This window comes from Agromyces aureus, assembly GCF_001660485.1.
GTDB lineage: Bacteria > Actinomycetota > Actinomycetes > Actinomycetales > Microbacteriaceae > Agromyces > Agromyces aureus.
Genome location: NZ_CP013979.1, coordinates 460,709 through 483,673, shown reverse-complemented (window position 1 = coordinate 483,673; position 22,965 = coordinate 460,709). Strand labels below are relative to the sequence as shown.

The following is a 22,965-nucleotide window of genomic DNA, read 5'->3' as shown; positions in this document are numbered from 1 at the left end:
CGGTGGTCAGTTCGACACCGTAGAATCAGCTGAGGGGTCAATTTGACACAAGATGAGTGGGTCGCGGCGTTCGGCCGACGCGTCAAGGACGCGCGCGCTGCACGCGGCTTCCGGTCATCGCTCGACCTTGCGAACGCCATCGGATCCGACGCCGTCTCTCATAACGTCCTTCGGAACATCGAGAGCGGCCGTAAGGCCGAGTTGTCGATCGTGCAGGTGCTCGAGATCGCGATGGCACTGGAGATATCGCCCCTAGCGCTGATCGTCGACTTCTCGCGACCGTTCCAGCCGATCGACATCCAGGGCTTGGGGCCCGTCTTCAGTCGAATGAGCGCACTCGAATTCGACCGGTGGTTCACCGCGTCGGGTGGGAGCGAGGCTGACCGCGACCAAGCGTCACGCCCGATCGAGCAGAGACGTCTCGTCATCAGCCGGCGGCTGGAGGAGTCGTCGTGGATGCAGTCGATGAGACGGGAGTCCATTCAGAAGGCCGTCCACGACAAAGCCAAGTACGACGCCGCTCAATACTTCGATCACCTTCGGGCCGCGAACTGGGAGATTGACGACTCCATCGACGCATTGCTCACCTTGGCTGCGGAACAGGGGATGGACCTTCGGAAGACGAGCGGCCGCGGAGACACTCCAGCGAACGAGGACAGCTTTCCGGCCTACCTAGGTGCCCGCATCCGTCGACTGCGAAAGGAGGCCGGCTTCCGTTCAGCTGCTGAGCTCGCCACTGAGATCGGCAATCCGCACGTGTCCGAGAGCGTCATTCGCAACCTCGAGAGCGGCCGCAAGACCGACGCATCCCTTGCGCAGGTCCTCGAAATTGCGATGGCGATCGGTATTTCTCCGATGGTCCTGCTATTTGACTTCTCTGCCCCATTCTTGCCATCCCGCATTCCGGGGATGGGCCCGCTCTTCGAACGAAGGTCGACCCACGAGTTAGACCTGTGGATGTCGGCGCCAAGCGATCCATTGAGGTTCGCCAGCGAGGAATACCGACCGTCACCGCTCGAGGTTCAGCGCATGCACGTCGCTCGTGGACTCGAGCCCTGGATCCGAATGCGCGACAGCCCGCCAGCTCTGGACGAATCAACGCCCGAGGAGCTGCGGCGCCAGCATCGCGCTGCGCAGCTCTTCTCGCAGGAGACGCTCGGTTGGATGCTTAGAGATGCCGCGAGCCTCGGCATCGAGGTCCCTGCACCACAACCGAATGCCCAGCTCGTACAAACGACGTGGCGGGACTGGCTTCGACGCCGACCGAACAAATAGCCGATCAGCGCGACTCTCGTCCCTGCCCCGTCATCGTGGATTAAGGCGGGCTCGACCTGTGGCCACGCTCGACTGGCACCAAGCAGATGAGCGGGGACGTATAGCGTAGGCGTGTGCCGAAGTCGCTGTCGATGAATGAGATCCGCACTCGAGCTGCTCAGTTCATCCGTGAATGGCAGCACGAGCCTGGCGATGAGCGGCAGCAGGCGCAGTCGTTCGTTCGAGACCTGCTCGGCGTGTATGGGATAACCCACACTCGTGCGGCGTTCTATGAGAAGCGGGTAAAGCGTTCCTCTACTGGCGCCCGTGGCTACATCGACGCACTCATCCCCGGTCTCGCCCTGATCGAGATGAAGTCCGCGGGCAAAGATCTTCTCGCGGCGGAGAAACAGGCCCTCGACTACATCGATGATCTTCCGGATCCTGAGATTCCGCGCTGGGTCCTCACGAGTGACTTCCAGAGGTTCCGGCTGCTGGATCTGCGAGCGGAGATGGGCGCGTCACCGGTGGAATTCTCGTTAGGCGAGTTGCGTGACAACGCCGAGGAACTCGCGTTCCTCGCCGGGTACGGTGAGCGCACGTTCGGATCGAAGGCTCAGGAGGCAGCATCGATCAAGGCGGCGAAGCTGATGGCGTCCCTGTATGAGGCGCTCGAGGGCTCCGGATACGACAGCGATCACGAGGCCTCGGTGTTCCTCGTGCGCACCTTGTTCGCGTTGTACGCCGACGATGCCGGCGTTTGGGATCGAGATCTCTTTCTCGAGTTTCTCGAGACCCGCACCGCGACGGATGGTTCAGATCTGGGCCCGCAACTCTCGCTGCTCTATCAAGTCATGGGGCGGGATCCCTCGCGTCGGCAGTCGAATCTTGACGAGCTGATCGCCCGCTTCCCCTATGTCAATGGCGGTGTCTTCGGGGAACCACTGTCGATCCCTTCATTCGATGCCGCGATGCGGAGCCGCCTGCTCGAAGCAGCCATGTTCAACTGGTCCGCAATCTCGCCGGCCATCTTCGGCAGCTTGTTCCAGGCCGTCAAGGACAAGACCGCCAGGCGTGAGCTCGGCGAGCACTACACGACCGAGACCAACATCATGAAGGTCATTGGACCGATGTTCCTCGATGAGCTCCGGCAGCGCTTCACAGACGGGTTTCACGACACCAAGACGTTGAAGAAACTGCGCGCGGACATGGGTGAGATGCGGTTCCTAGACCCGGCGTGCGGATGTGGTAACTTCCTCGTGGTCGGGTACCGACAGATGCGCGCATTAGATCTCGAGGTGTTGCAGCGAATCCAGGTGCTCTCTGGCGAGACAGCGCGCACGATGTTCTTCACCGAGGATCACCTCTCCGTACGGTTGTCTAGCTTTCACGGCATAGAGCTCGAAGAGTGGCCTGCGCAGATAGCCGCGACCGCATTGCATCTGGTCGAGCACCAGGCGAACCAGGCGATGGAACTCGTGCTCGGGGATGCCCCCGATCTGCTCCCGCTCGACAAAATCCGCAGCATCCACGTCGGTAACGCGCTCCGCACGGAATGGGCAGATGTCGTTGAACCAAGCGAGCACCTCTACATCATGGGGAATCCACCATTCCTCGGTCACGCCACCCGCTCCCTCGAGCAGGCACAAGAGCTCCGCGACGTCTGGCGTCGCGACGACATCGGTCGCCTCGATTATGTGACTGGATGGTATGCAAAATCACTCGACCTGCTTGGCCGCCCCGAGTACGCCGGCGAGTTCGCCTTCGTCTCGACGAACTCGATCGCACAAGGCGAACCGGTGCCCGCCCTCTTCGGCCCGGTTTTCGCAGCTGGATGGCGCGTCAAGTTCGCCCACCGCACGTTTGCCTGGACGAGCGAAGCCCCTGGTGCTGCCGCCGTGCACTGCTCGGCCATCGGATTCGACCGCGCAACAAGAAAACGAGCCCGGCTGTTCGACTACTCAGGTAACCTCCGGGGCGAGCCCGTCGAGATCCCCGTCGTCGAGCAGCTCAATGGCTATCTCGTCGACGGCCCGACCGTCCTCGTCGACCAGCGGCGCACCCCACTCGCCCCAGCACTCCCGCCGATGGTCTTCGGCAATATGGCCCGCGACGACGGCAACCTCCTCATCGAACCGGACGATTACGACGAGGTCGCCGCAGATCCGATAGCCGCCAAGTACATCCGCCCATTCGTCGGCGCACGCCAGCTGATCCACAACGAGCCGCGCTGGTGCCTCTGGCTCGTTGACCTCAACCCCAGCGACATCGCACGCTCGCCGATCCTCCATCGGCGCCTCGATGCAGTACGTCAATTCCGCGCAGCGTCAAAGGCTGAATCCACCAGGCAGATGGCCGATACTCCGCACCTGTTCGGCCAGCGCTCGCAGCCCGACACTCCATACGTGTGTGTGCCGAGGCATGCCAGCGAAACCCGGAGATTCTTCCCTACGGCCTTGTATGGCCCAGACGTCATCTGCGGTGACGCGAACTTCAAAGCCGACGACCCTGACGGAATCGCCTTCGCCGCGATTTCGTCCTCGGCGTTCATCGCCTGGCAGCGCGCCGTTGGCGGCCGCATCAAGTCGGATCTGCGGTTCTCAAATACGCTGACCTGGAACACCTTTCCACTCCCGCCGCTGACGGACGTGCAGCGCGACGCGATCATCGCGGGCGGTAACGCCGTGCTCGCCGCACGAGCGCTGCACCCGGAGCGATCGCTCGCAGACCACTACAACCCGCTCGCGATGGCACCCGACCTCCTGCGAGCGCACCGCGAGCTCGACGCCGCCGTCGACAAGGCATTTGGTCTACACGGCGCGGCCACTGACAATCAGCGGTTGCGTGCCCTGTTTGCCAGCTACGCGAAGCTCACCACCTCCAATGAGCTCGCGATGCCTGCGATGCCACCGCGGCGGCGTTCGGCCCGAAACGCAGTGGCAAATGGCTGATGCGATGGTCTGGTGGCCGTACCCGACGGTACCCGTCGACGGGCATGCAACCGTAGACGAAGCCGGTGACAACCAGACCTGTGAGTGCGGCAACGACTCGTTGGTTGAAGACTGGCGTTCGGCTGATCGGAGCGGTCGATTGTCGTTTGGGGCGTCTGGCTCTTTCGATCATGTCGAGTTCGCAGTGTGCCCCTCCTGTGGACGCGTGTATCCAAATGGCGCGCTCTTCGACGCAGGGTCTGAACCGGTGGAAGCCATCGCTCGCTACGATCTGTCGAGCCAGTCGTTCACGGCAGCACTGGCGTGGTACGACCACGAGGCCTATGGGGCTCCCCGGCCAGCTGAGCCGTTGGACTACCACGTGTCAGCGGACGCCGCCGCCGCACGTTTGCGTACTAGGCCCTTTCAGGCATCCGTTCACGCGCAGGACACGAGTGTCGGCAGGGTTGGTGTGGTGCTCGATGCGCTCGCGGACGCATCCTTAGAGGCCGGCGCGTACGACTACGTCGACGTCGCGGTGGCATACGCTTCGGCCGCGGGTGTCCGCTTGCTGAATGACACGTTGTCGAGCGGAATATGGGCGGGAGCGCGCAAGCGGTTCTTGGTGAGCATGGACTTCGGCTTCACCCAGCCGAGGGCACTCACGCGCCTTAGTAATCTCGAGAACGCGGAAGTCCGGATCCCCAACGGACGTGCAGTACTCGCATCTTCAACTCTGCGCCCGCAGTCCGCGTTTCACGCGAAAGTGTTCGCCTTCCGCAATGAACCATGGTACGAGTTGAGAACCCTCGTCCTGGGGTCAGCGAATCTCACAGCGAGCGCGCTCTCGACTGGCTCGGAAGTCGTCACGAAGCAGATCTGGAGCTCACCCGCGGCGCCAGGATCGTGGCAGCATCTTCAACTGGCCAAACCCCTCCTCGAGTGGTTCGACGACACATGGGAGACTGCAGATCTCCTCGGCGACGTGCTCGACGAGTACCGATCTCGTTATCGCGCCCTGCCCAAGCCCCAGCGGCTCCGAGAAGACAAAACGCCCGCGACCCGCCGCTATCTGGCTTCACCTGACGGCGGCACCCTCCCGGTACAACTAGCCGCCGCACGATCCCTGTGGGTCGACGGATCGTCAATCATCCGCAATCGCCCGCCACGCCCAGGGAACCAACTCAATACGCCACGAGGTACGAGGATATTCTTCGGGTTCGGCCCTGAGAGTGTTTCCAAAGACACGACTCTGGGAAAGGTTGAGATCCGGGTTGCAGGCCATCCGTATGTCGAGCGCTCAGTGCGATTCGCTAACAACACCATGGACATCATCAATCTGCCGATCCCTGAGCACTACGGCCTAACCGGTTATCAAGACACGATCCTTGTCTTCGCCCGCGACACGCCTTCTGCGGCTGGCCAAGGCCGATTCACGTTGACAGTCACCGATAAAAAGGGACTAACCACCCTCAAGGATTCCGCGGCGAACAGCGTCGAGCTGTCGATGCACGGCGGCCGAGAATACGGCTTGCTGTTCTAGGCATCCCGCGCTGGTACCTGAGCAAATTCGTGGATCCGCGCCTCGAGACAGGCGGGTAGTTCGGCACCAATGGAGGCATCGTGGCAACAGTTGAGCCGTACGCAACCGCATCCGGCAGGCGATACCGGGTGCGGTATCGCAAGCCGGACCACACGCAGACCACCAAGCGGGGATTCAAGACCAAGAAGGAAGCGGATCTCTTCCTCGCGAGCGTGGAACTCGGCAAGGCAGCCGGCACCTACATCGATCCGTCGCATGCGCGAATGACGGTCGGAGCTGCTGGCGCGGCGTGGCTCGCATCTCAGACCCATCTCAAGCCTTCTTCCGTCGCGGTCGTCGAGTCAGCTTGGCGACTCCACGTAGAGCCCGCCTGGGGGCGAGTCCCGGTCGGCGATGTGCGGCATAGCGATGTGCAGAGCTGGATCGCGCGACTCAGTTCCGGCGACGGCGGCAACGCGAAACCAAAGTCGCCTGCCCTCGTCCATCGTTGCTTTGGTGTGCTCGCGGGCATTCTCGACGCCGCGGTGAAGGATCGTCGCATCCCGTCCAATCCCGGCCGAGGCGTGGGCCTGCCTCGCAAGGTGAGCCGGGAGCACGTGTACCTCAGCCACCAGCAGGTCGACCAGCTCGCTCGAGCCGCGGGCGAGCATGCGACGCTGCTCCGGGTCTTGGCCTACACCGGGCTTCGTTGGGGTGAGGTAAGCGGGCTGCGCGTCGGTGACGTCGACCTCGATCGACGCCGCATCACCGTAAGTGTCAACGCAGTCCTGGTAGGCGGAAAGGTCGTGGTCGGTACGCCCAAGACGCACAAACGTCGGGCGGTACCATTCCCCGCCTTCCTGGGTGCGCCACTCGCGCAACTGTGTGCAGACCGGCCGCCGAGCTCCCTGCTCTTCCCCGACAAGTCCGGCGGTCATCTCACGACACCCACCGTCCGAGAGAACTCCTGGTTCGACAAGTCATTGCGGCACGCGGAACTCGAGCCGATGACCGTGCACGACCTTCGCCACACAGCAGCGAGCCTCGCGGTCTCGGCGGGCGCGAACGTCAAGGCGGTGCAGCGCATGCTCGGCCACGCCTCAGCCGCAATGACGCTCGACACGTACTCGGATCTCTTCGACGACGATCTCGACACCGTGGCCGCGCGACTGGACGAAGCGGCTCTTCGAGCCGGCGTCGTCATCGATGTCTGAGTCACGACGAGACAGCGAAACGTCCCTTAGATCACCACTGATGCACGACAAATGTGGTCAGGATGTGGTCACGTGAGCCGGTCCTCGACGTCAGAAGCAAGAGAATCGAACCCGCGATCCGCGGAGTTCTGCTGTTGTAGCGAGGGCGGGACTCGAACCCGCGACACCACGATTATGAGCCGTGTGCTCTAACCACCTGAGCTACCCCGCCGGGAAGGCTTCACCGGTTTCGCCCGAGGGCTGAACCGAGAGAACCGAGCCCCGAGTCAGGATTGAACTGACGACCCCTTCCTTACCATGGAAGTGCTCTACCACTGAGCTATCGGGGCGTTCGCCGTAATCGGCAACCTGAAGAGGATATCACCTCCCGGGCCAGGTTCCGAACCACGGGTGAGCACCCCCGAAGCCGACCCGACCCCGTCCGAGCCCGACCGCGCCGCGCGTCCTCACCCGACCGTGCGTCCCGATCAGTGCTCGCACGGATGCCGCGGCTGCAGTGCAGCGTTACGCTCATCGCATTCCCGCGAGTGAGTCCGTCCATTGGGGGTGACGGGTGTTCTCGAATATCACGGAGGTCATCGACTCCGGGCCTCGTTCCAGTGCCGTCCGCCCGAGCCATGCGCCGCGAGGCGCCGCGCCCGTCACGTATGTGATCGGCGCCGCCGGCAGCGGCAAGTCGGCGCTCGCGCGTCGTCTCGTGCTCGATGCCGACGGCACGCTGGTCGCGGCGACCCGGGAGTGGAGCGATCCGGATGTCGCGCGCAGGGCGCTCCTCGACGCCGCGGCCGGTTCGAACGGCATGCTCGCGATCGACGACGCGCAACACGTGATCGGCACGGGCGCGGAGCGGGTGCTCGAGGCGTTCGTCGTGGCATCCGGACTCCGATCGCTCGTCGTGGTCTCGCGGCGGCCGCCGACCTTCGCGATCGCACGCGAGTCGGTCGTCACCGCGCCGGCGCTCGCGCTGCGATCGCCCGACGTCGCCGTGCTGTTCCGCACGGCGTGCCGATGCCGGCTCGATCCGGAGACGACGTCGCGCGTGCGGCACGAGACGGCCGGATGGGCGCAACTGCTGCGCGAGCTCGCGACGACCGCCGACGCGAGTTCCGACGAGGCGCTCGACGCCTGGCTGGCCGACGCGGTCTTCGGCGATGCCGCCGCGGGGTGGTTCGAGGAGGTGCTCGCCGACCTTCCGTCGACGCTCGTGGAGGCGCTGACCATGACGAGCGCGCTGCCGCAGCTCGACCTCGCGCGCACCGCGAGCCTGCTCGGACACGAGGGGGCGATCGCCCTCATCGGCGCCCTCGACGCCGGCGTCGTCATGCACACCCGGCGCGACGGCGGCCGTCGAGCGCTGCCGCCGATGCTGCGACGGCATCTGCTGCGCAGCATGGACCCGCTCACCAGGACGGTCGCGTCGAAGACGGCCTGCCGGGTACTGCTCGACGAGGGCGCGAACGCGGCGGCCGCCGACGCGCTCGCCGCCGGCCGGGCGTGGGTCGACCTCGACGCGCTGCTGCGCGGCGATCCCTCCGCCGCTCGGGGTGCGGCGCTCTGGGCCGAGCAGCCGCCCGCCCAGGTCGCCAGCAGATCACCGGGCATCGCCGCGGCGCTCGAGGCCGCGCGCGCCGACGACCGCATCACGCCCATGCCGCCGACGACGGCCGGCCACGCGGCATCCGCCCCGCTCGAACGCCAGCCGGTGCTCTGGAAGGCGCTCGAGCGCATTCGCCGCGGAGACCTTGCGGGCGCCGTGCCGAGCCTGCGTCGCGTCGCGCGCACCGCCGAATCCGTCGCGGATCGCAGCACTGCGCAGCTCGCGCTGCTCGTGATCCGCGCGCCGATCGCCGAGCCGCGAGAGACGCTCGACGGCCTGCTCGCGCTCGAACGCCTCTGCGTCGAGCACGCGCTCGGCGGACTCGCGCGGATCACCCGCGGCGCGATCGCGGCCATCACGACCGCGCGCGAGCGGGGCACCGTCCGGCAGGTGTTCGACCAGCTCGAGCTCCGGGGCGACACCGTCGGCGCCGGCATCGTCGTGGCGGTCGACGTCGTCGACCGCTTCCGTCGGGGCGTCTTCGAGATCGACCGCGCGACCGCGTTCGCCGAGCGCTGCGATCGCCTCGGGCTGGCGGATGTCGCGACCTGGGGTCGTGCCATCGCGGCCGTGGGCGCCGCGGTCGACGGCGACCGGCGCGCACCCGACCTCCTCGCGGCCGTCGACGCCGCCACGATCACACTCGGACTGCCGGGCCCGAGGGCGCTGCTCGAGGCGGCGACCGCGCTGCGTTCCGGTGATGCGGATGCCGCGGCCGCCCACGCGGGCCGGGCGCGCCGCGCCGCACTCGAGACCGGGTTGCCGCGCCTGCCGCTGGCACTCCCCCGTCGGGCGCGCGTGCACGTGCGGACGCCGGACCCCGCGGCCGTGCAGGTCGCCGTGACGTGCTTCGGCGGCTTCCGCTTGCGGCTCGACGGCATCGACGCGGACCTCAGGCTCGTGCGCCCCCAGGCCCGGATGCTGCTGCGCATGCTCGCCCTCAACGCCGGCGCCCCCCTGCACCGCGAGCTCATCGCCGACCTGCTCTGGACCGACCTCGGCAGCGAGTCGGCGCTGCACGCCCTGCACGTGAGCGTGTCGAGCCTGCGTCGCATGCTGCCGGCCTCGGGGCGGCAGGGTGGCATCGTCGAACGGGTCGGCGAGGCCTACCGCATCGGCATCGCCGCGAGCCACGACTGCGACCTCGCCGAGTTCGACGAGCACCTGAGCGAGGCGGCCGTCGCGAAGGCGCGGCGCGAGCCCGGCATCGCGCGCGACCGACTCGTCACCGCGCTCGAGCTGTACCGCGGCGACGTGCTGCCAGAGGACGGGCCAGCCGAGTGGGCGGTCGGCGCCCGCGAGCGGTATCGGCACCGCGCCGGCGAGGCGGCCTCGTCGCTCGCGCACCTGCACTCGCACTTCGGCGACACGAAGGCCGCCGTCGCCGTGGCCCGCCGCGCCGTCGAGATCGACCCATGGCTCGACGACTCCTGGCGCACGCTCGTGACCATGCACGATCGCGCCGGCGACGTCATCGCGGCCCGACGCGCCGAGGAGGGCTACCGCTCGATGCGCACGGCGCTCGAGTCGGAGTGAATCGACGGTTCAGCGACCGTAGAACTCCACTTCGGCGACCGAGACGTGCGTGTCGGGTGACGCTCCGTAGGCACCCTCGATCGTGAACTGCACGGCGACCACGTCGTCGACGCCGATGTCGAAGCGCTGCGGCCCCGGTTCGTCGGCGAGCTTCAGCCGCGTGTCATGGGTCTCGCCCGCGGCATCCGTCGTCGTCACGAGCACGGATGACGGGCGCGCCTGCGCGAGGAAATCGGCCTGCTCCACCGACGCGCCCGGCGAGATCTGCACCGCGACGAGCCGGAACGGGGCGTCGAACGTCGCGGCGAGCCATTCGCCGACAGCGGCACCGGTCGGCGCCGGCGCCCACGACAGGTCCGAGAAGCCGTCGTGCGCGAGTTCCGGCCCGCGTGCGTCGGCAGAACTCGAGGCCGTGAGGCCCGACGGGTTGTGCGCGCTCGAATCGACCACGCGATCGGTCGCCGTCGCGACGAAGGCGAGGATCTCGAGCCGAAGGAACCAGACTCCACCAGCCACGGCCGCCAGAATGACCACGAGCACGATCCACCCCACCCGGAACCGGCGCCGGCGTTTCGGTCGTGTTCCGGCCGAGGCCTGGCGCGAGGTCGGTACCGAACGGTCGGGCTCCGGCTCGAGCGGCGAGGCGCACCGACGGCAGAAATGGCGGCCCGGCGCGTTGCCCGCCCCGCAGCTCGGGCAGACGAGATCGCCCGGCTTCGGGGCATCGAGCGGGCTCGCCTTGCGGCGCACCGGTCGCTGGGGCACGGCAGTCGGCTTGCGCGGCGCAGGGGCGGATGTCGGCGCGACCGCCTTCGGCACGTTCGCCGCCGGCACTGGGGCGGGGACGAACGCGGCGGGGACGGCCGCCGCGGGGATGACGGGGGGCGGGGGCGGAGTGGGTGCCGGGGCCGGTTCGGGTTCCCGCTCGGGTTCCGGTTCGGGGGTCGGCTGGTCTCGAGACGCTTCGCTCCTCGACCGGCGAACATCCGGTTCGAGTTCGGGCTCCGGCTCGGGGGTCGGCTGGTCTCGAGACGCTTCGCTCCTCGACCGGCGAACATCCGGTTCGGGTTCGGGTTCGGGCTCCGGCTCGGAGGTCGGCTGGTCTCGAGACGCTTCGCTCCTCGACCGGCGAACATCCGGTTCGGGTTCGGGCTCCGGCTCGGGGGTCGGCTGGTCTCGAGACGCTTCGCTCCTCGACCGGCGAACATCCGGTTCGGGTTCGGGTTCGGGCTCCGGCTCCGGCTCCGGCTCCGGCTCCGGCTCCGGCAGGGGCAGGGGCTCGGGCTCGGGCTCGGGCTCGGCCTCGGGCTCCCAGACCTCCTCGAACGACGCGGACGTCGGGTTCGCGGCATCCGTCACCGCGCTGCGATCCCACGCGAGGTACGCGCCGCACTGACCGCAGAAGTCGTCGCCCTCGTCGTTCTGGGTGCCGCACTCCTCGCAGACGATTCCGTCGGCCATCTCACGCCCCCGCGATCTCGATCTCGATGCGGATGTGCGCGGGCACCACGCGTCGGGCGGCCCGCTCGACGCGCCGCCGCAGCGCCTCGGCAGCGGCCTCGGCCGCGCCGGCCTTCGATCCGCTCGCCTTCGATGCACCGGGTCCGGGCGCGATCGAGATGCGCACGGCGCCGTCGGGCGAGCCGGGCAGCGCGCCGCGGGCGGTCGCCGACCACGACGTGCCGCCGCTCTCGACGACGTCGACCGCGGCATCCGGACCCGCAATGAGCTGCACGGTCTCGAGCACGCCGTCGAAGCGCCCGGCACGCCGATGCAGGCCGGCCGCGTCGGCGACCACCCGACGACGCTGCTCGACCGGCCACTCCTCGTCGAGCTCGACGTCGACCCAGCTCGCGAGCCAGTCGAGGAAGTCGGCCGGCGTCGTGCCCGGGCGCACATACGCGTCGAGGTTGTCGAGCACCGAGAGCACCGGGGCGATCGAGGCGTCGAACGCGGTCAGCCAGCGCTGCAGGAACTCGTCCTCCTGCAGCACCGCCGGAAGCCTCGTCACGTACGGCGACGGGTTCTCGAGCTGTGGCACCAGTCCGCGCACGTCACACCCCCGCCGTCACGCGCACGCGGTGCTCGAAGCCGAACACGAGGGCGTCGGGCTCGAGGTCGATGCGCTGCACCGGATCGCCGCGCTTGCCCGTCACCGGGTCGGCGCCGAACAGCAGCACCTCGTCGACGAGCTCGGTGCCGGGCAGCGCCTGCAGCACGGCGTACACCTCGCCCGCGAGCACCGGCCGCCCGAACGGCCAGCCGCCACCGTCGGCGCCGCCGCGCGCCGCGTCGAAGTAGGTGTAGAGCGCCGCGACCGCGTCCTCCCGCAGTCGTTCGACGGCGACGCGCGGCCGGGCGATGAGCTTGGCGACGATCGTGATGCCCTGGTACAGCGGCGGCTCGATCGCGAGGCGGGCGCCGACCGTGCGGCGATGCTCGAGGTCGTCGGCGAGCACGGTGAGCACCTCGTTCGACGGGATCAGGTCGGCGAACTCCACTCGCCCGTCGGCGGCGTGCACGGCCGCGGGCACGACGAGCAGCCGAACGCCCTGCTCCGAGCCCTTGCCCGTCGCGGGCACGGCCTTCACGCGGGCGATCGAGGGCGCGACCCGCTTCGCGAGCTGCTCGTAGTCCTCGAGCGTCACCGCCCGGTCGAGGGTGCGCAGCGTCAGCGGCCCACGCGCCTTCGCCTCGTCGACGGTCTCGCCGTCGACGCCGTCGTGCGCCGACCGCCGGTTCGTCACGCGGTTCACGAAGGGAACCGTCGACCGCAACGCCGACACGGCACCTGGAGCGACGTTCCCGCGCGCACCCCCTCCGACGCGGTACCGCGGCACCCGGATCGGCGCGCCCTTCGGCGGCACCGCACCGTAGAAGTGCATCGCCCCGTCAGCCTCGCGCACGGCGGGCGCGAACGTCACCACGCCCCTCGTGCGGTCGATGCGCACGACGCGGGCGTCGGCATCCTGATCGGCGAACTCGTCGACCTCCACCCAGGCCTCCCAGGCGGCGCCGGTGCCGACCTCGACGGTGAACGGCGCGCCGTCGTCGACGACCGGCCGCACGGCGAGCCCGAACTCCTGCCCCGGCACGCCCTCGCTCAGGCCGAGGATCTCGTCGTCGACGGTCGTGGCGTGGATCGCGTGCGTCACCGCGCCGACGGTGTCGGCCGCGGCGGAGCGCACGAGCGGCGAGACGCTGTACGTGGGCACGTCGGCCTCGCGCTGCTCGAGGCGCGTGCGGATCCAGCCGGCGCGCTCTCCGGAGATGACGGATGCCACGTGCCCCGCAGGCACGATGAGCACGACGTCGCCGCGGCGGTTGAGCCCGCCCGTCGCGTCCGACACGACGTCGCACGCGCTCCACTCCGAGCCGCACCACGCCTCCCACACGATCGGCGGATCGAGCGGGTCGACGCCGACGCCGCGCACCGCGCAGTCGAGGTGCAGCGAGATCGCGAGTCCGGGTGCGGGGTCGTCGAGCCCGAGCAGCAGCGCGTCGCCGATCACGGGAGTGCGCTGGAACGCGTCGAGCTCCTCGCCCTGCAGCTTCGTGTCGCGAACCCACGGGTCGCCCGCGGCGGGTTGGCTGCCGATGCGGATCAGCGATCGGGGCGGGATCTCGCGGTCGTCGACCGTCGTGAACACGATCGACTCGGAGGTCTCGGTGCGCGGGGTCCCGGCCTCGGTGCGCGCAGGCACGACGACCGTCTCGGTGCGCGGCGCGGACAGCCAGAAGACGAGCTCCGTGCTCGCGTTCGCCGGCGGGAACAGCGACACCCCGAGCAGGTCGAGGTAGGCCAGGTAGAGCCGGTCGGGCACCCGGTTCAGGCGGTACAGGAGCTCGTCGGTCATGAACGCGAACGCCTCGATGAGCGTTACACCGGGGTCGGAGACGTTGTGATCGGTCCACTCGGGGCAGCGCAGCGCGACGAGCCGCTTCGCGTCGTCGACGAGGTCCTGGAACCGGCGGTCGTCGAGGTTCGGGGCGGGCAGGTTCATGAGGGCGCTCCTTGCTCCTGCGGGATGACGTAGAACGGGAAGACGAGGTTCCTCGGGTCGTTGGTGCCGAGGATCATGTAGCCGATGTCGATGTAGAGCACGCCGTCCTCGGCGTGCTCGAGCGAGACCGACACCTCGCCGAGCTCGATGCGCGGCTCCCAGAACCGCAGCGCCGCGCGGACGGCGACGCCCATCGCCCCGGCCGTCGAGGCATCCGCCGGTGCGAAGACGTAGTCGTGCACGGCGCACCCGAACTCCGGGCGCATCGGCCGCTCCCCCGGCGCGGTCGCGAGGATGAGCCGGATGCTCTCCTCGATCTCGCGCTCGTCGGAGGTGAGCGCGATGCGACCCGTGGCATCGGCGTGCACGGGGAACGACCAGCCGTGACCGACGAACTCTCGAGACATGCGCCCCGCCCCTCTCTGTTCCCTGTGATCGTGATCGTGATCGTTGCCCGGCCGCTCTCGGCTCGGGAGCCCTGACTCAGTTGATCTTGACGACGCTGCCCTTGACGGTCGTGATTCCGGATGCCGAGAGCTCGGCGGTCGCCTGGCCCTTCAAGGCGAGGGTCGCGCCCTCGATCTCGGTCTTGCCCTTGCCCTTCAGGGCGAGCGAGGCGCCCTCGATGGAGAGCTCGCCGGTGGCCTTGATCTCGATGCTCGAGCCCGAGAGCGCGAGCTTGCCCTGGTCGGCCTTCACCGTCGCATCCGCCTTGGCCGTCACCGTGACGGGGCCCTCGGAGATGATCTCGATGCCCTTCTCGCCCGACTGGGTGAGCGTCACGCGCTGCTTGCGATCGGTCGTCGAGAGGGTCAGCGTCTCGGTGCCCGACTCCTCGGTGAAGACGACCTCCATGCCCGTTCGCGAGGTGAACGAGCGCTTGACCACCTTGCCGTCCTTGACGGACTCGGCCCACGGGGTCGCCGGCTCGTCCTTCCCGTTGTAGAGGCCGCCGATCACGTACGGGCGGTCGAACCGGCCGCCCTCGAACGCGACGAGCACCTCGTCGCCCACCTCGGGCACGATGACCGCGCCGCGCTTCGGCCCCGCCCCCGGCTGCACCGTGCGGGCCCACCCGCTCACGTAGTCGTCGGACAGGTACGGGAACGTGAGCTTGACCCGCCCGGAGTTCTCCGGGTCGTCGATGTCGCTGACGAGCGCCGAGACGACGCCCGGCATGCGCGCCGCACCGGCGGCCGCGCCACCGGCGCCTCCCGCCGACGCCCCGCCGCTCGCGAGCCCGAACAGCGAGCGATCCGAGGCGTTGCTCACCGTCACGGTGGTCGTGTATCCCGCTTCGGCCGCGAACTCGTGCATCGCCTCGGTGACGGTGTACCGGCCGTCGAACGGGGCGCCGTACCCCTTCAGCGACACGGCGGTGCCCGAGTGCATCTGCGAGTTGCCGAGGATCCGCGCCTCGACCTCGGCGAATCCGCCCGCGATGCGGTCGGCGACCGCCTTCGCCTGGCTCTCCTGCGCGCGCTGCAGCCCGTCGCCGAGCGCCGACACGTACGCGGGCGACCCGAACGCGCTCGCGACCGTGGCGGGCTTCAGCGTCGCGAGGTCGACCGACCTGGTCTCGGGCTTCGCCTTGGCGATGACCGCCTGCTTCTGCTTCGGATCCCACCCGCGAACCTCGACGTCGGGCACCTGGCTCGCCGCGGTCACGGTCGACGTGAGCCACAGCGTGTTCATGCCGTGCTCGATGACGACCGGATCGTCGCGGGCGGACTCCGCGCCGGCCGGGGCCTCGTTCGCCATCGTGCGCGGCGCGAACACGAGGCCGTCCTCCAGGACCGAGAACGTGCAGCCCGAGGCATCCGCGAGGCGCTTCAGGAACACCCAGTCGCTGACGTTGTCCTGCGTGACGTGGTCGACGACGCTCGTGTCGGGCACCTGGATCTGCTTGACGCGCACGTTCGCCCGCCGCGCGACCTCCTGCACGATGTCGGCGACGGTCTTGTCGAGGTAGGCCGCGACCCGTCGGCCCCGGGAGAGCCGGTGCGAGCGGTCGAACCCGCGCACCCTCGTGCGCAGGGCGCCCGCGACATCCTCGCGGTCGATCGCGGTCACCTCGCCGTCGAGGAGTCGCTGCGGGCCCTGCGGTCCGTTCTCGGAGACCGTGAGCAGCACGGCCTTGCCGATGGCGAATCCGGCATCCGTCAGCACCGTGCCCGCCGTGTCGGCGAACTCGAGCTCGAACGAGTCCGGCAGGTTCGCGGCATCCGTCACCCGACCGGTGACGAGCAGGCTCGACGCCCCCGCCGGCATCGGTCGCCCCTCGACCGAGACGAGCAGGAGGCTCGTGTACGTGTCAACGGCCGGCATTCGCGACCTCCTTGCGCACGACGACGAGCGTCGCAGGCCGCACGAGTTCATCGGCCGCCGGCAGGAACACCGGGCGACCCGGCACGAGGCGCATCGGATCGTCGATGCCGTTGACGTCGGCCAGCACGCGCCACATCGCAGCGCTGCCGTACTCGCGATAGGCGATCCCCGCGAGGGTGTCGCCCTCCTTGAGCGTGTGCACGCGCCGCGGACGAAGGCCTCCCGACGTCGGGTTCTGCTTGCCGGGCTCCTCGGCGATCTCCTCGAGCGCGACCGCGCACACCGCGCGGAGCGGCGTGCCGGTCGGCGAGAACAGCGTGTACTTCGCCGACACCGACTTGATGTAGCCGACGAAGCCCGAGAGCACGCCCCACTTGAACCGCACCCACGGCGCGGAGGGGGTGTCGCTGCGCTTGGAGTCCTTCGTGGGCGCGCACGCCTGGAAGAGCTTCTCGACGCGCTGCACGACGCTGTCGCCGCCCGAGCCCTGCGTGTCGTCGAAGAACATCTCGACCGAGAGCTTCTGCGCCTCCGGACCCTGGTAGGTCGCCGGCGGCGCGGAGGAGGCCTTCTTCTGCTTCTCGGTCTTCCAGCTCGCCGACTTCGCCATCGTGAGTTCCTTGGGGTTCATCTGGAACTCGATCGAGCCGATCGGACCGCCGGGCACGCCGGGCGTCTTGCCGGGCTCGAGCAGTTCGAGCACGGCATGCGTGAGGCTCGCGCTCGTGGTGTCGGTCTTGGTGACGGGCATGTGGTGCTCCTTCCGGTCAGCCGTCGGCGTCGATGCCGTGGTGGGCGAGCTCGAGGGTCTCGGTGAGCACCTTCGGCTGGTCGGCCGTGAACGACGGGCCGGTCCAGCGCACGGGCACCACCCGTTGCAGGTACCAGGTCGCGATCTTGTCGCCGTAGGCGTTCTGCGCCTGGATCTCCGCGGTGCTCGGCTTCAGCCCCGGCGCCTTCGAGATCCACGCGAGGATCGGCTGCGACGTGCCCTTGCCGACCGGACGCGAGAGCTTCACGTTCGAGAACTTGAGCCGGGTCGGCAGCTGCCAGACGAAGCTGTTGTTGCCGCCCTCCTCGCGGGATTCGAGCACGACCTCGACGCTCAGGCCCTCGCAGCTGGCGAACTCGCCGAGCGATTCGCCGTCGATCTTCACGACGTAACTGACGCCGACCGCGATCTTGGTGTCCTCGATCATGTCGCCTCCCCCTTCAGATTCCGTCGATACGGATGCCGCGGCGTTCCCGATCGAGCAGCAACTCGGCCTTCAGCCGGCGCGCGAGGGGGCCGTACAGGCGGGCGGCGAGCGTCTCGAGGCCCGCGGGCGAGGTGTCGATGCCTCCGGCGCCCGCGCCACCGCCGGCGGCTGCGGCGGCTCCCCCGGCCGCCGGGGCCGAGGCGGACTCCCCCGGTGGCTCGGCGGGCGGGGTCGAGCCCGGGTCGACCGCGGTCTGCACGACCGGGCCGCCCGCCGACGAGCCGCCCGACCAGCTCGCTCCGTCTGGCGGTCCATCGAAGCCGCCGTCGGATCTGTGCGCCGGCGCCGTCGGCACCACGGGCAGCACCATGCGCGAGACGGATGCCGCGGGCGGGGCCTCGATCGTCTGCGAGGCGCGCTGCACGGCGACCGGGGTCGCGCCGGGGTGCCGGAGTGCGCCCGGTGCCGCAGTGGCGAGCGGCGTCCGAGCGAGGCCGGGGGCGGGGGCGGCCGCGTCGGATGCGGCGAGACGGCTCACGGCGAGCGGCGGGGCGCCGAATCCGGGGGGCGTCGCCGGCCGGGCGAGCGAGGCGGCGGCGGCGGAGGCGGGTCGGGTCTCGTCGTCGCCCGCGGCCTGCGTGCGGTCGACACCGGTGGCGTCGTCGATGGCGGCGGTCGCGCCGAGGGCGTCGAGCCCGTCGGTCGCGCCGAGCGCATCGAGCCCGTCGGTCGAGCCGAGCCCGTCGGTCGCGTCGGTCGCACCGCCCGGGCGCGGTGCCGCGAGGCCGAGCGTCCGTTGCACCCAGCCGAACACGCCGCCCGACGACCCGGTTGCGGTCCCGGGCACGCCTTCCGCGTTCGGCCCGCTCGATGCACCGGACACGCCCGATGCACCCGTCGCGCGTTGCAGCGTCGGCCCGCCCGCCGGTCCCGCCTCCCGCTGGACGCCCGAGGCGTGTCGCTGGACCGCCACGGCGGAGGCGGGCGTGGGCGTCGGCGTCGGCAGTTGATCGCCGACGACCGCCGTGGCCGGCACCGCCCGTGGGCGCATCGCCCCGCGCGGCTGCGCGATCACCTCGAACGAGCTCTCGAGGGCTCGCTGCGCGATGAGGGGCACGACGAGCGGTGCGGGTGCCGGGTCGAGCGCCGGTACGACGGTGCCCTCGGCCGGCGCGACGGCGTCGGATGCCACGCGATCGCCCCCGACTGCGGCGTCGCCCTCGACCCCGCTCCTCGTTCGCTGCAGCGCGAGACCGACGGGAACCGTCCAGCCGGCCGGCGAGCCCGCCGTGGGCCCGGGATCGGGTCCGCCCACCCCTGCGCCGAGCCCGGCCGGTCGTTCGGCGACCGCCTCGATCGCCCGCGTGCCGCCATCGCTCGCGGCGGCACCGCCGGGCTCGCCGCCGTCGACGGACGGCGCCGCCGAGTCCGCGGTCGGGTTGGGCGAGACGGCCGCTCCAGGGGCGGCGGCCGCCTCGCGTTGCACGGCGGACGTCGACGGGATCGACATCGACGCGTCCTCCGCGGCGGAACCGGGCACCGCGACATCCGGCGCCGATCCCACCTCCGAACCGCGCGCTGGACCGGGTCCCGGCGCGGAGATCTCGGCCCGGCCCCCGGGTAGCGGTGCGCCGAGACCCATGCGCCGGCCGCTCGGCTCGGGCGCGCCGGTCGCGCGCTGCACCGGGATGGGCGAACGGGTCGGCATGGCCGGCGTTGCGGCGGGCGACTCCGACGGGCGCGGCAGCGGGGCCGCGAGGCCGAACCGGCCGGGATCGTGCACCGGCGGCGAGGCCGCGATCGTCGACGTCTCGGCGACCTCGAGCGGTGCGGATGCCGCGGACGGGTCCTCGGCTGGGAGCGTCTGGTCCGGCGAGGTCGGCATGCTCGCACCGGCATCCGCCGCAGGCATGCGCTGCACGCTGGGCAGTGCCAGGTCGGGTGCGGCAGGGGCGGGCGAGGCGTCGGCGTTCGCGGTGCCGCTGTTCGCGGGCTCCGGCGCGTCGGCCACCGGCATCCGCTCGGCCGTGATGGGCACCTCGGCGATCGCGGGATCACTGCTCGCAGGCTCGGCGAGCGCCGCCTCGGAGAGCGGGAGTTCAGCCACCGAACCCTCGGATGCTTGCACCTCGCGTGTCGCCGTGTCCACGGAGGGCCCGGCATCCGCCGTCTCATGCGTGGGCGCGGCACTCGGTGCCACGCTCCGCGCGGGAGTGCCCGACCCCGCCTGCCGCTGCACCACCGCGCGCCGCTCGCGCGCCTGCTCGGCCGCCGTCTGCGGCGGGCGTAGGGTGAGGTCGGCGACCGCGGCCCGTTGCACGGGCGCACCGAGCTCGCTCGCCGCGGCCGCCACGGTACCCGCGGGTGCCGCGGAGTCCACGACATGCGTGAGCTCGGCGACCCGGCTCGGAATCACGCGGGTCGGCAGGGCGTCGACCCATTCGGCGCGCAGCGTCGCGGGCGGGGCATCGGCGATCTGCCGCTGCACCGGCGGCAGGAACGCCCAGCCGGCGGGCGAGTACGACGTCGACGCTGGGCCGCCCGGGCCCGGATCCCCGGGCGCCGCAGACGCGGCGGACGGCGCCTCCGCGCCCCCGCCGGATCCTCGCGCCTGCCCGCCGTCATCGGCCGCGACGCGCTGCCACGGCCAGCGCATCACTGCTCCTCGGTGAGCCTTGTGTTGATCGCCGCGATCTCGCGCACGTAGCGCAGTCGCACCGCGTGCTCCATGTCGAGGATGTCGTCGAGCGACCAGTGGAAGTGGTAGGCGACGTACGCGACCTCTTCATGGATGCGGTCGGTCGAGTACGTCATGATTCCCCCAGGCGGCCACCGGCGAGATCGGCGGTGAACCGGTGCGAGCACTCCGGGCAGGTCACGGCGATGCGCGTGTGGCCCTCGGCGTTCACCCGCCGGTAGAAGTCCTGCAGGAACGCGACATCCGAGGCGAACATGTTCTCGACCACCGACGCGTCGATCGCGCCGAGCGACCCGAGCGAGGTGATCACCCGGCCGAGCAGCACGACGGTCGTGTACGCCGGGTTCTCCTGCACGCGAGCGTCGTAGAGCGGCAGCAGCTCGTCGCGGGCCGTCGCGAGGCGCATGACCCCGCGGCGGTGCACGGTCCCGTCGGAACCGACGTAGCCGCGCGGCAGCTCGAAGGCGAACTCGGTGCGCATCACCCCGTCGTCGGCCGACGAGGGCGCGCCCGCGACATCCGCCCCCTCGCTGCTCGGCCTCGTCGCGATGACGCGTTGCATGTCACTTCACCTCGGACTCGTCGAAGCACACCGTGAACTTCTCGGTCGCCTGCTCGGTCGCGCCCGCCTTGAGGGAGTTGACCTCGACGCTGCGCACCCAGCAGTTGCGGAACTCGTACTTCTTGATCGTCGCTCCCGCGTAGTCGAGCAACTCGACCGAGGCGGTCTTGCGCGCACCGGCCACGTCGCCCTTCATGACGACGCCGAGCCAGTCGGAGATGGTCTTCGAGTCGGTCAGGCCGCGGGTGACGGTGAACTCGCCCGTCTTGGCGCGCCCGATCAGCTGGCGCGCGACGTACTTGCCGTCGGCGAGCTGCTGCTTCAACTCGATCTTGTCGACCTCGTTCTTCAGGCCCGACACCTCGGTCACCTTCGGCAACTCGATGCCGTCGATGGTGACCTTGAAGGCGTAGGCCGGTGACGAGTCGAACGGATCCGCGAGTGCCATGGTGTGCTCCTCTTCGCTGAGATGTGGTGTGGATGTCGAATCATTCGTTCACGAGGCTCGTGCCGCCCGAGAACTGCGAGAGCTCGAAGATCACGAACTCCGCGGGCTTCACGGGGGCGACGCCGATCTGGCAGACGACCTGGCCGGCATCGATGACCTCGGCCGGGTTGGTCTCCTCATCGCACTTGACGAAGTAGGCCTCGTCGGCCGTCGCGCCGAACAGGGCGCCGCTGCGCCACTCGTTCACGAGGAACGCCGAGATCGAGCGCCGCAGCTTGCCCCACAGGGCCTGGTCGTTCGGCTCGAACACCGCGAACTGCGTGGCGCCGAGGATCGACTTCTCGAGGTAGTTGAACAGGCGGCGGATGTTGACGTACCGCCAGGCGGCATCGCTCGACAGCGTTCGGGCACCCCAGACGCGGATGCCGCGGCCCGGGAACGCCCGGATCGCGTTCACGCCGATCGGGTTCAGCAGCTCCTGCTCGGTGCGGGTCAACTGCGTCGCGAGTTCCACCGCACCACGCACGACCTCGTTGGCCGGGGCCTTGTGCACCCCGCGCTCGGCATCGTTGCGAGCCCAGACGCCGGCCATGTGCCCCGACGGCGGCATGAACCGGTTCGTCGAGGTGACGGGGTCGAGCACCTTGATCCACGGGTAGTAGAGGGTCGCGAACTTCGAGTCGTAGCCGGCGCCCGTGCGACGCCACTCGCGCACCTCCTGCGCCGAGAGGTTCGGCGGCGGGTCGAGGATCGCCATTCGGTCGCCCATCAGCTCGCAGTGCGCGATGACCGCGAGCTGCACGGACTTCACGATCTCGAGGGTGACGGCGCCCTGCTCGTAGGCGGCCATGAGGTCGGGAACGGCCACCATGGTGACCTCCTCGATCTCCTCGAGACCCCCGAAGCCGGTACGGTCCGCCGAGTTGCCGATGTAGTTCGCCGCCGAGATGCCGTCGAGCACGATCGGCTGCTCCTCGGGCTCCGGCACGACCAGGTCGAACGTGCCCGTGCGGGGCGTGACGCCGGCCGATGCCGGGTCGCGTTCCTCGACGGTCACGAGCTTCGAGTCGGCCGAGATCTTCGTCACCACGTAGGCGAGGCTGTCCGGCTTCGGCGACACCTGTTCGTACACCTCCGGCGAGCGCCCGTCGACGGTGATGACGACCTTGAAGGCGCCCTCCTCCGGCTCTTCACCGCCGGGGTCGGCGATCTCGACCGAGATCGGCTTCGCGTTCGGCGAGGCGTTCTTCGCCGTGAAGACGTAGTTGCCGATCGCCGCGGTCTGCGGACCGGTCGCGAGCGACTTCGGCTCGCCGCGCTTGCTCGCGCCCTTGCCACCGCCCCCGCCGCCGCCGGCCGCGGCCGTGCCGATGCGCACGACGTAGCAGTTGCCGCCGCCGTTCAGGAAGTACCCGTACACCGAGTACGCGAGATAGGCGCCCGGATACAGCCCGCCGAACGTGTCGACGAACTGGGTCCAGTTCGACACGAGCGTCGGGGCGTTCTCGGGGCCTTTCGGCGCCATGCCGACGAAGGCCGCGACTGCGGTTCCGACGCCCTCGATGGGCCTCGTCGCAGCCTCGATCTCCTGCACGTACACGCCTGGAGAGAGATAGGTGGGCATCGGATGCTCCTTCGCGGTTCGCAGCGGTTCGCATGCTCGCGTTCAGCAT

Annotated in this window: 17 protein-coding genes and 2 tRNA genes; 5 read left to right on the top strand and 14 right to left on the bottom strand. The window is 69.6% G+C overall.

What is annotated here, in order from left to right:
• Positions 1-42: 42 nt before the first annotated feature.
• From ATC03_RS02020 to ATC03_RS02005, 4 genes are all read left to right on the top strand, one after another.
• A complete protein-coding gene (locus ATC03_RS02020) occupies positions 43-1,275 on the top strand; it encodes a helix-turn-helix domain-containing protein (RefSeq protein WP_067872511.1) in 1,233 nt (410 codons plus the stop codon).
• 113 nt (positions 1,276-1,388) lie between these two features.
• Entirely contained in the window at positions 1,389-4,205 is a 2,817-nt protein-coding gene (locus ATC03_RS02015; RefSeq protein WP_067872508.1) for a class I SAM-dependent DNA methyltransferase, read from the top strand.
• A complete protein-coding gene (locus ATC03_RS20090; RefSeq protein ID WP_152030826.1) occupies positions 4,198-5,727 on the top strand; it encodes a hypothetical protein in 1,530 nt (509 codons plus the stop codon). The genes ATC03_RS02015 and ATC03_RS20090 overlap by 8 nt, the downstream gene beginning before the upstream one ends.
• An 80-nt stretch (positions 5,728-5,807) precedes the next feature.
• Positions 5,808-6,920, top strand: coding sequence for a tyrosine-type recombinase/integrase (locus ATC03_RS02005; protein ID WP_067872503.1), 1,113 nt, complete (start codon positions 5,808-5,810; stop codon positions 6,918-6,920).
• 137 nt (positions 6,921-7,057) lie between these two features.
• Here the strand turns inward: ATC03_RS02005 and ATC03_RS02000 are convergent.
• Both ATC03_RS02000 and ATC03_RS01995 read right to left on the bottom strand, forming a co-directional pair.
• A tRNA-Met gene (locus ATC03_RS02000) sits at positions 7,058-7,131 on the bottom strand.
• A gap of 46 nt (positions 7,132-7,177) precedes the next feature.
• Positions 7,178-7,249: transfer RNA gene (locus ATC03_RS01995), tRNA-Thr, on the bottom strand.
• Between the two features lie 320 nt (positions 7,250-7,569).
• Here ATC03_RS01995 and ATC03_RS01990 point away from each other — a divergent pair.
• A complete protein-coding gene (locus ATC03_RS01990) occupies positions 7,570-10,053 on the top strand; it encodes a BTAD domain-containing putative transcriptional regulator (protein WP_067872500.1) in 2,484 nt (827 codons plus the stop codon).
• 9 nt (positions 10,054-10,062) lie between these two features.
• Here the strand turns inward: ATC03_RS01990 and ATC03_RS20460 are convergent, their stop codons facing one another.
• From ATC03_RS20460 to ATC03_RS01935, 12 genes are all read right to left on the bottom strand, one after another.
• Complete coding sequence (locus tag ATC03_RS20460) at positions 10,063-11,514, bottom strand: zinc ribbon domain-containing protein (RefSeq protein ID WP_067872497.1); 1,452 nt, start codon at positions 11,512-11,514, stop codon at positions 10,063-10,065.
• A gap of 1 nt (position 11,515) precedes the next feature.
• Positions 11,516-12,094, bottom strand: a complete 579-nt coding sequence (locus tag ATC03_RS01980; protein ID WP_227820200.1) for a phage tail protein — start codon at positions 12,092-12,094, stop codon at positions 11,516-11,518.
• 13 nt (positions 12,095-12,107) lie between these two features.
• The gene (locus tag ATC03_RS01975; RefSeq protein ID WP_067872492.1) at positions 12,108-14,057 is read right to left on the bottom strand and encodes a putative baseplate assembly protein; all 1,950 of its coding nucleotides are present in this window, start codon (positions 14,055-14,057) and stop codon (positions 12,108-12,110) included.
• Entirely contained in the window at positions 14,054-14,464 is a 411-nt protein-coding gene (locus tag ATC03_RS01970; protein ID WP_055854980.1) for a GPW/gp25 family protein, read from the bottom strand. The genes ATC03_RS01975 and ATC03_RS01970 overlap by 4 nt, the downstream gene beginning before the upstream one ends.
• Before the next feature lie 76 nt (positions 14,465-14,540).
• Complete coding sequence (locus ATC03_RS01965; RefSeq protein WP_067872490.1) at positions 14,541-16,385, bottom strand: VgrG-related protein; 1,845 nt, start codon at positions 16,383-16,385, stop codon at positions 14,541-14,543.
• Positions 16,372-17,136, bottom strand: coding sequence for a CIS tube protein (locus ATC03_RS01960; RefSeq protein ID WP_067872487.1), 765 nt, complete (start codon positions 17,134-17,136; stop codon positions 16,372-16,374). The genes ATC03_RS01965 and ATC03_RS01960 overlap by 14 nt, the downstream gene beginning before the upstream one ends.
• Positions 17,137-17,152: 16 nt before the next feature.
• The gene (locus ATC03_RS01955) at positions 17,153-17,584 is read right to left on the bottom strand and encodes a phage tail protein (protein WP_067872485.1); all 432 of its coding nucleotides are present in this window, start codon (positions 17,582-17,584) and stop codon (positions 17,153-17,155) included.
• Positions 17,585-17,597: 13 nt separating this feature from the next.
• Positions 17,598-20,240 (bottom strand): hypothetical protein, encoded by a 2,643-nt coding sequence (locus ATC03_RS01950; protein ID WP_067872482.1) that lies wholly within the window; start codon positions 20,238-20,240, stop codon positions 17,598-17,600.
• Entirely contained in the window at positions 20,240-20,398 is a 159-nt protein-coding gene (locus ATC03_RS20720; protein WP_169829218.1) for a DUF6760 family protein, read from the bottom strand. Before ATC03_RS20720 ends, ATC03_RS01950 begins: the two co-directional genes overlap by 1 nt.
• The gene (locus tag ATC03_RS01945; protein WP_067872479.1) at positions 20,395-20,844 is read right to left on the bottom strand and encodes a hypothetical protein; all 450 of its coding nucleotides are present in this window, start codon (positions 20,842-20,844) and stop codon (positions 20,395-20,397) included. Before ATC03_RS01945 ends, ATC03_RS20720 begins: the two co-directional genes overlap by 4 nt.
• A gap of 1 nt (position 20,845) precedes the next feature.
• Positions 20,846-21,292 (bottom strand): phage tail protein, encoded by a 447-nt coding sequence (locus tag ATC03_RS01940; protein ID WP_067872477.1) that lies wholly within the window; start codon positions 21,290-21,292, stop codon positions 20,846-20,848.
• 40 nt (positions 21,293-21,332) lie between these two features.
• Complete coding sequence (locus tag ATC03_RS01935) at positions 21,333-22,916, bottom strand: phage tail sheath family protein (RefSeq protein ID WP_067872475.1); 1,584 nt, start codon at positions 22,914-22,916, stop codon at positions 21,333-21,335.
• Positions 22,917-22,965 lie beyond the last annotated feature (49 nt).

Excerpts from the sequence above, each read along its gene's own strand:
- ATC03_RS20090 (WP_152030826.1), top strand. The coding sequence starts at position 4,198 with ATGGCTGATGCGATGGTCTGGTGGCCGTACCCGACGGTACCCGTCGAC.
- ATC03_RS20460 (WP_067872497.1), bottom strand. The coding sequence starts at position 11,514 with ATGGCCGACGGAATCGTCTGCGAGGAGTGCGGCACCCAGAACGACGAG.
- ATC03_RS01975 (WP_067872492.1), bottom strand. The coding sequence starts at position 14,057 with ATGAACCTGCCCGCCCCGAACCTCGACGACCGCCGGTTCCAGGACCTC.
- ATC03_RS01970 (WP_055854980.1), bottom strand. The coding sequence starts at position 14,464 with ATGTCTCGAGAGTTCGTCGGTCACGGCTGGTCGTTCCCCGTGCACGCC.
- ATC03_RS01965 (WP_067872490.1), bottom strand. The coding sequence starts at position 16,385 with ATGCCGGCCGTTGACACGTACACGAGCCTCCTGCTCGTCTCGGTCGAG.
- ATC03_RS01960 (WP_067872487.1), bottom strand. The coding sequence starts at position 17,136 with ATGCCCGTCACCAAGACCGACACCACGAGCGCGAGCCTCACGCATGCC.
- ATC03_RS01955 (WP_067872485.1), bottom strand. The coding sequence starts at position 17,584 with ATGATCGAGGACACCAAGATCGCGGTCGGCGTCAGTTACGTCGTGAAG.
- ATC03_RS01950 (WP_067872482.1), bottom strand. The coding sequence starts at position 20,240 with ATGCGCTGGCCGTGGCAGCGCGTCGCGGCCGATGACGGCGGGCAGGCG.
- ATC03_RS20720 (WP_169829218.1), bottom strand. The coding sequence starts at position 20,398 with ATGACGTACTCGACCGACCGCATCCATGAAGAGGTCGCGTACGTCGCC.
- ATC03_RS01945 (WP_067872479.1), bottom strand. The coding sequence starts at position 20,844 with ATGCAACGCGTCATCGCGACGAGGCCGAGCAGCGAGGGGGCGGATGTC.
- ATC03_RS01940 (WP_067872477.1), bottom strand. The coding sequence starts at position 21,292 with ATGGCACTCGCGGATCCGTTCGACTCGTCACCGGCCTACGCCTTCAAG.
- ATC03_RS01935 (WP_067872475.1), bottom strand. The coding sequence starts at position 22,916 with ATGCCCACCTATCTCTCTCCAGGCGTGTACGTGCAGGAGATCGAGGCT.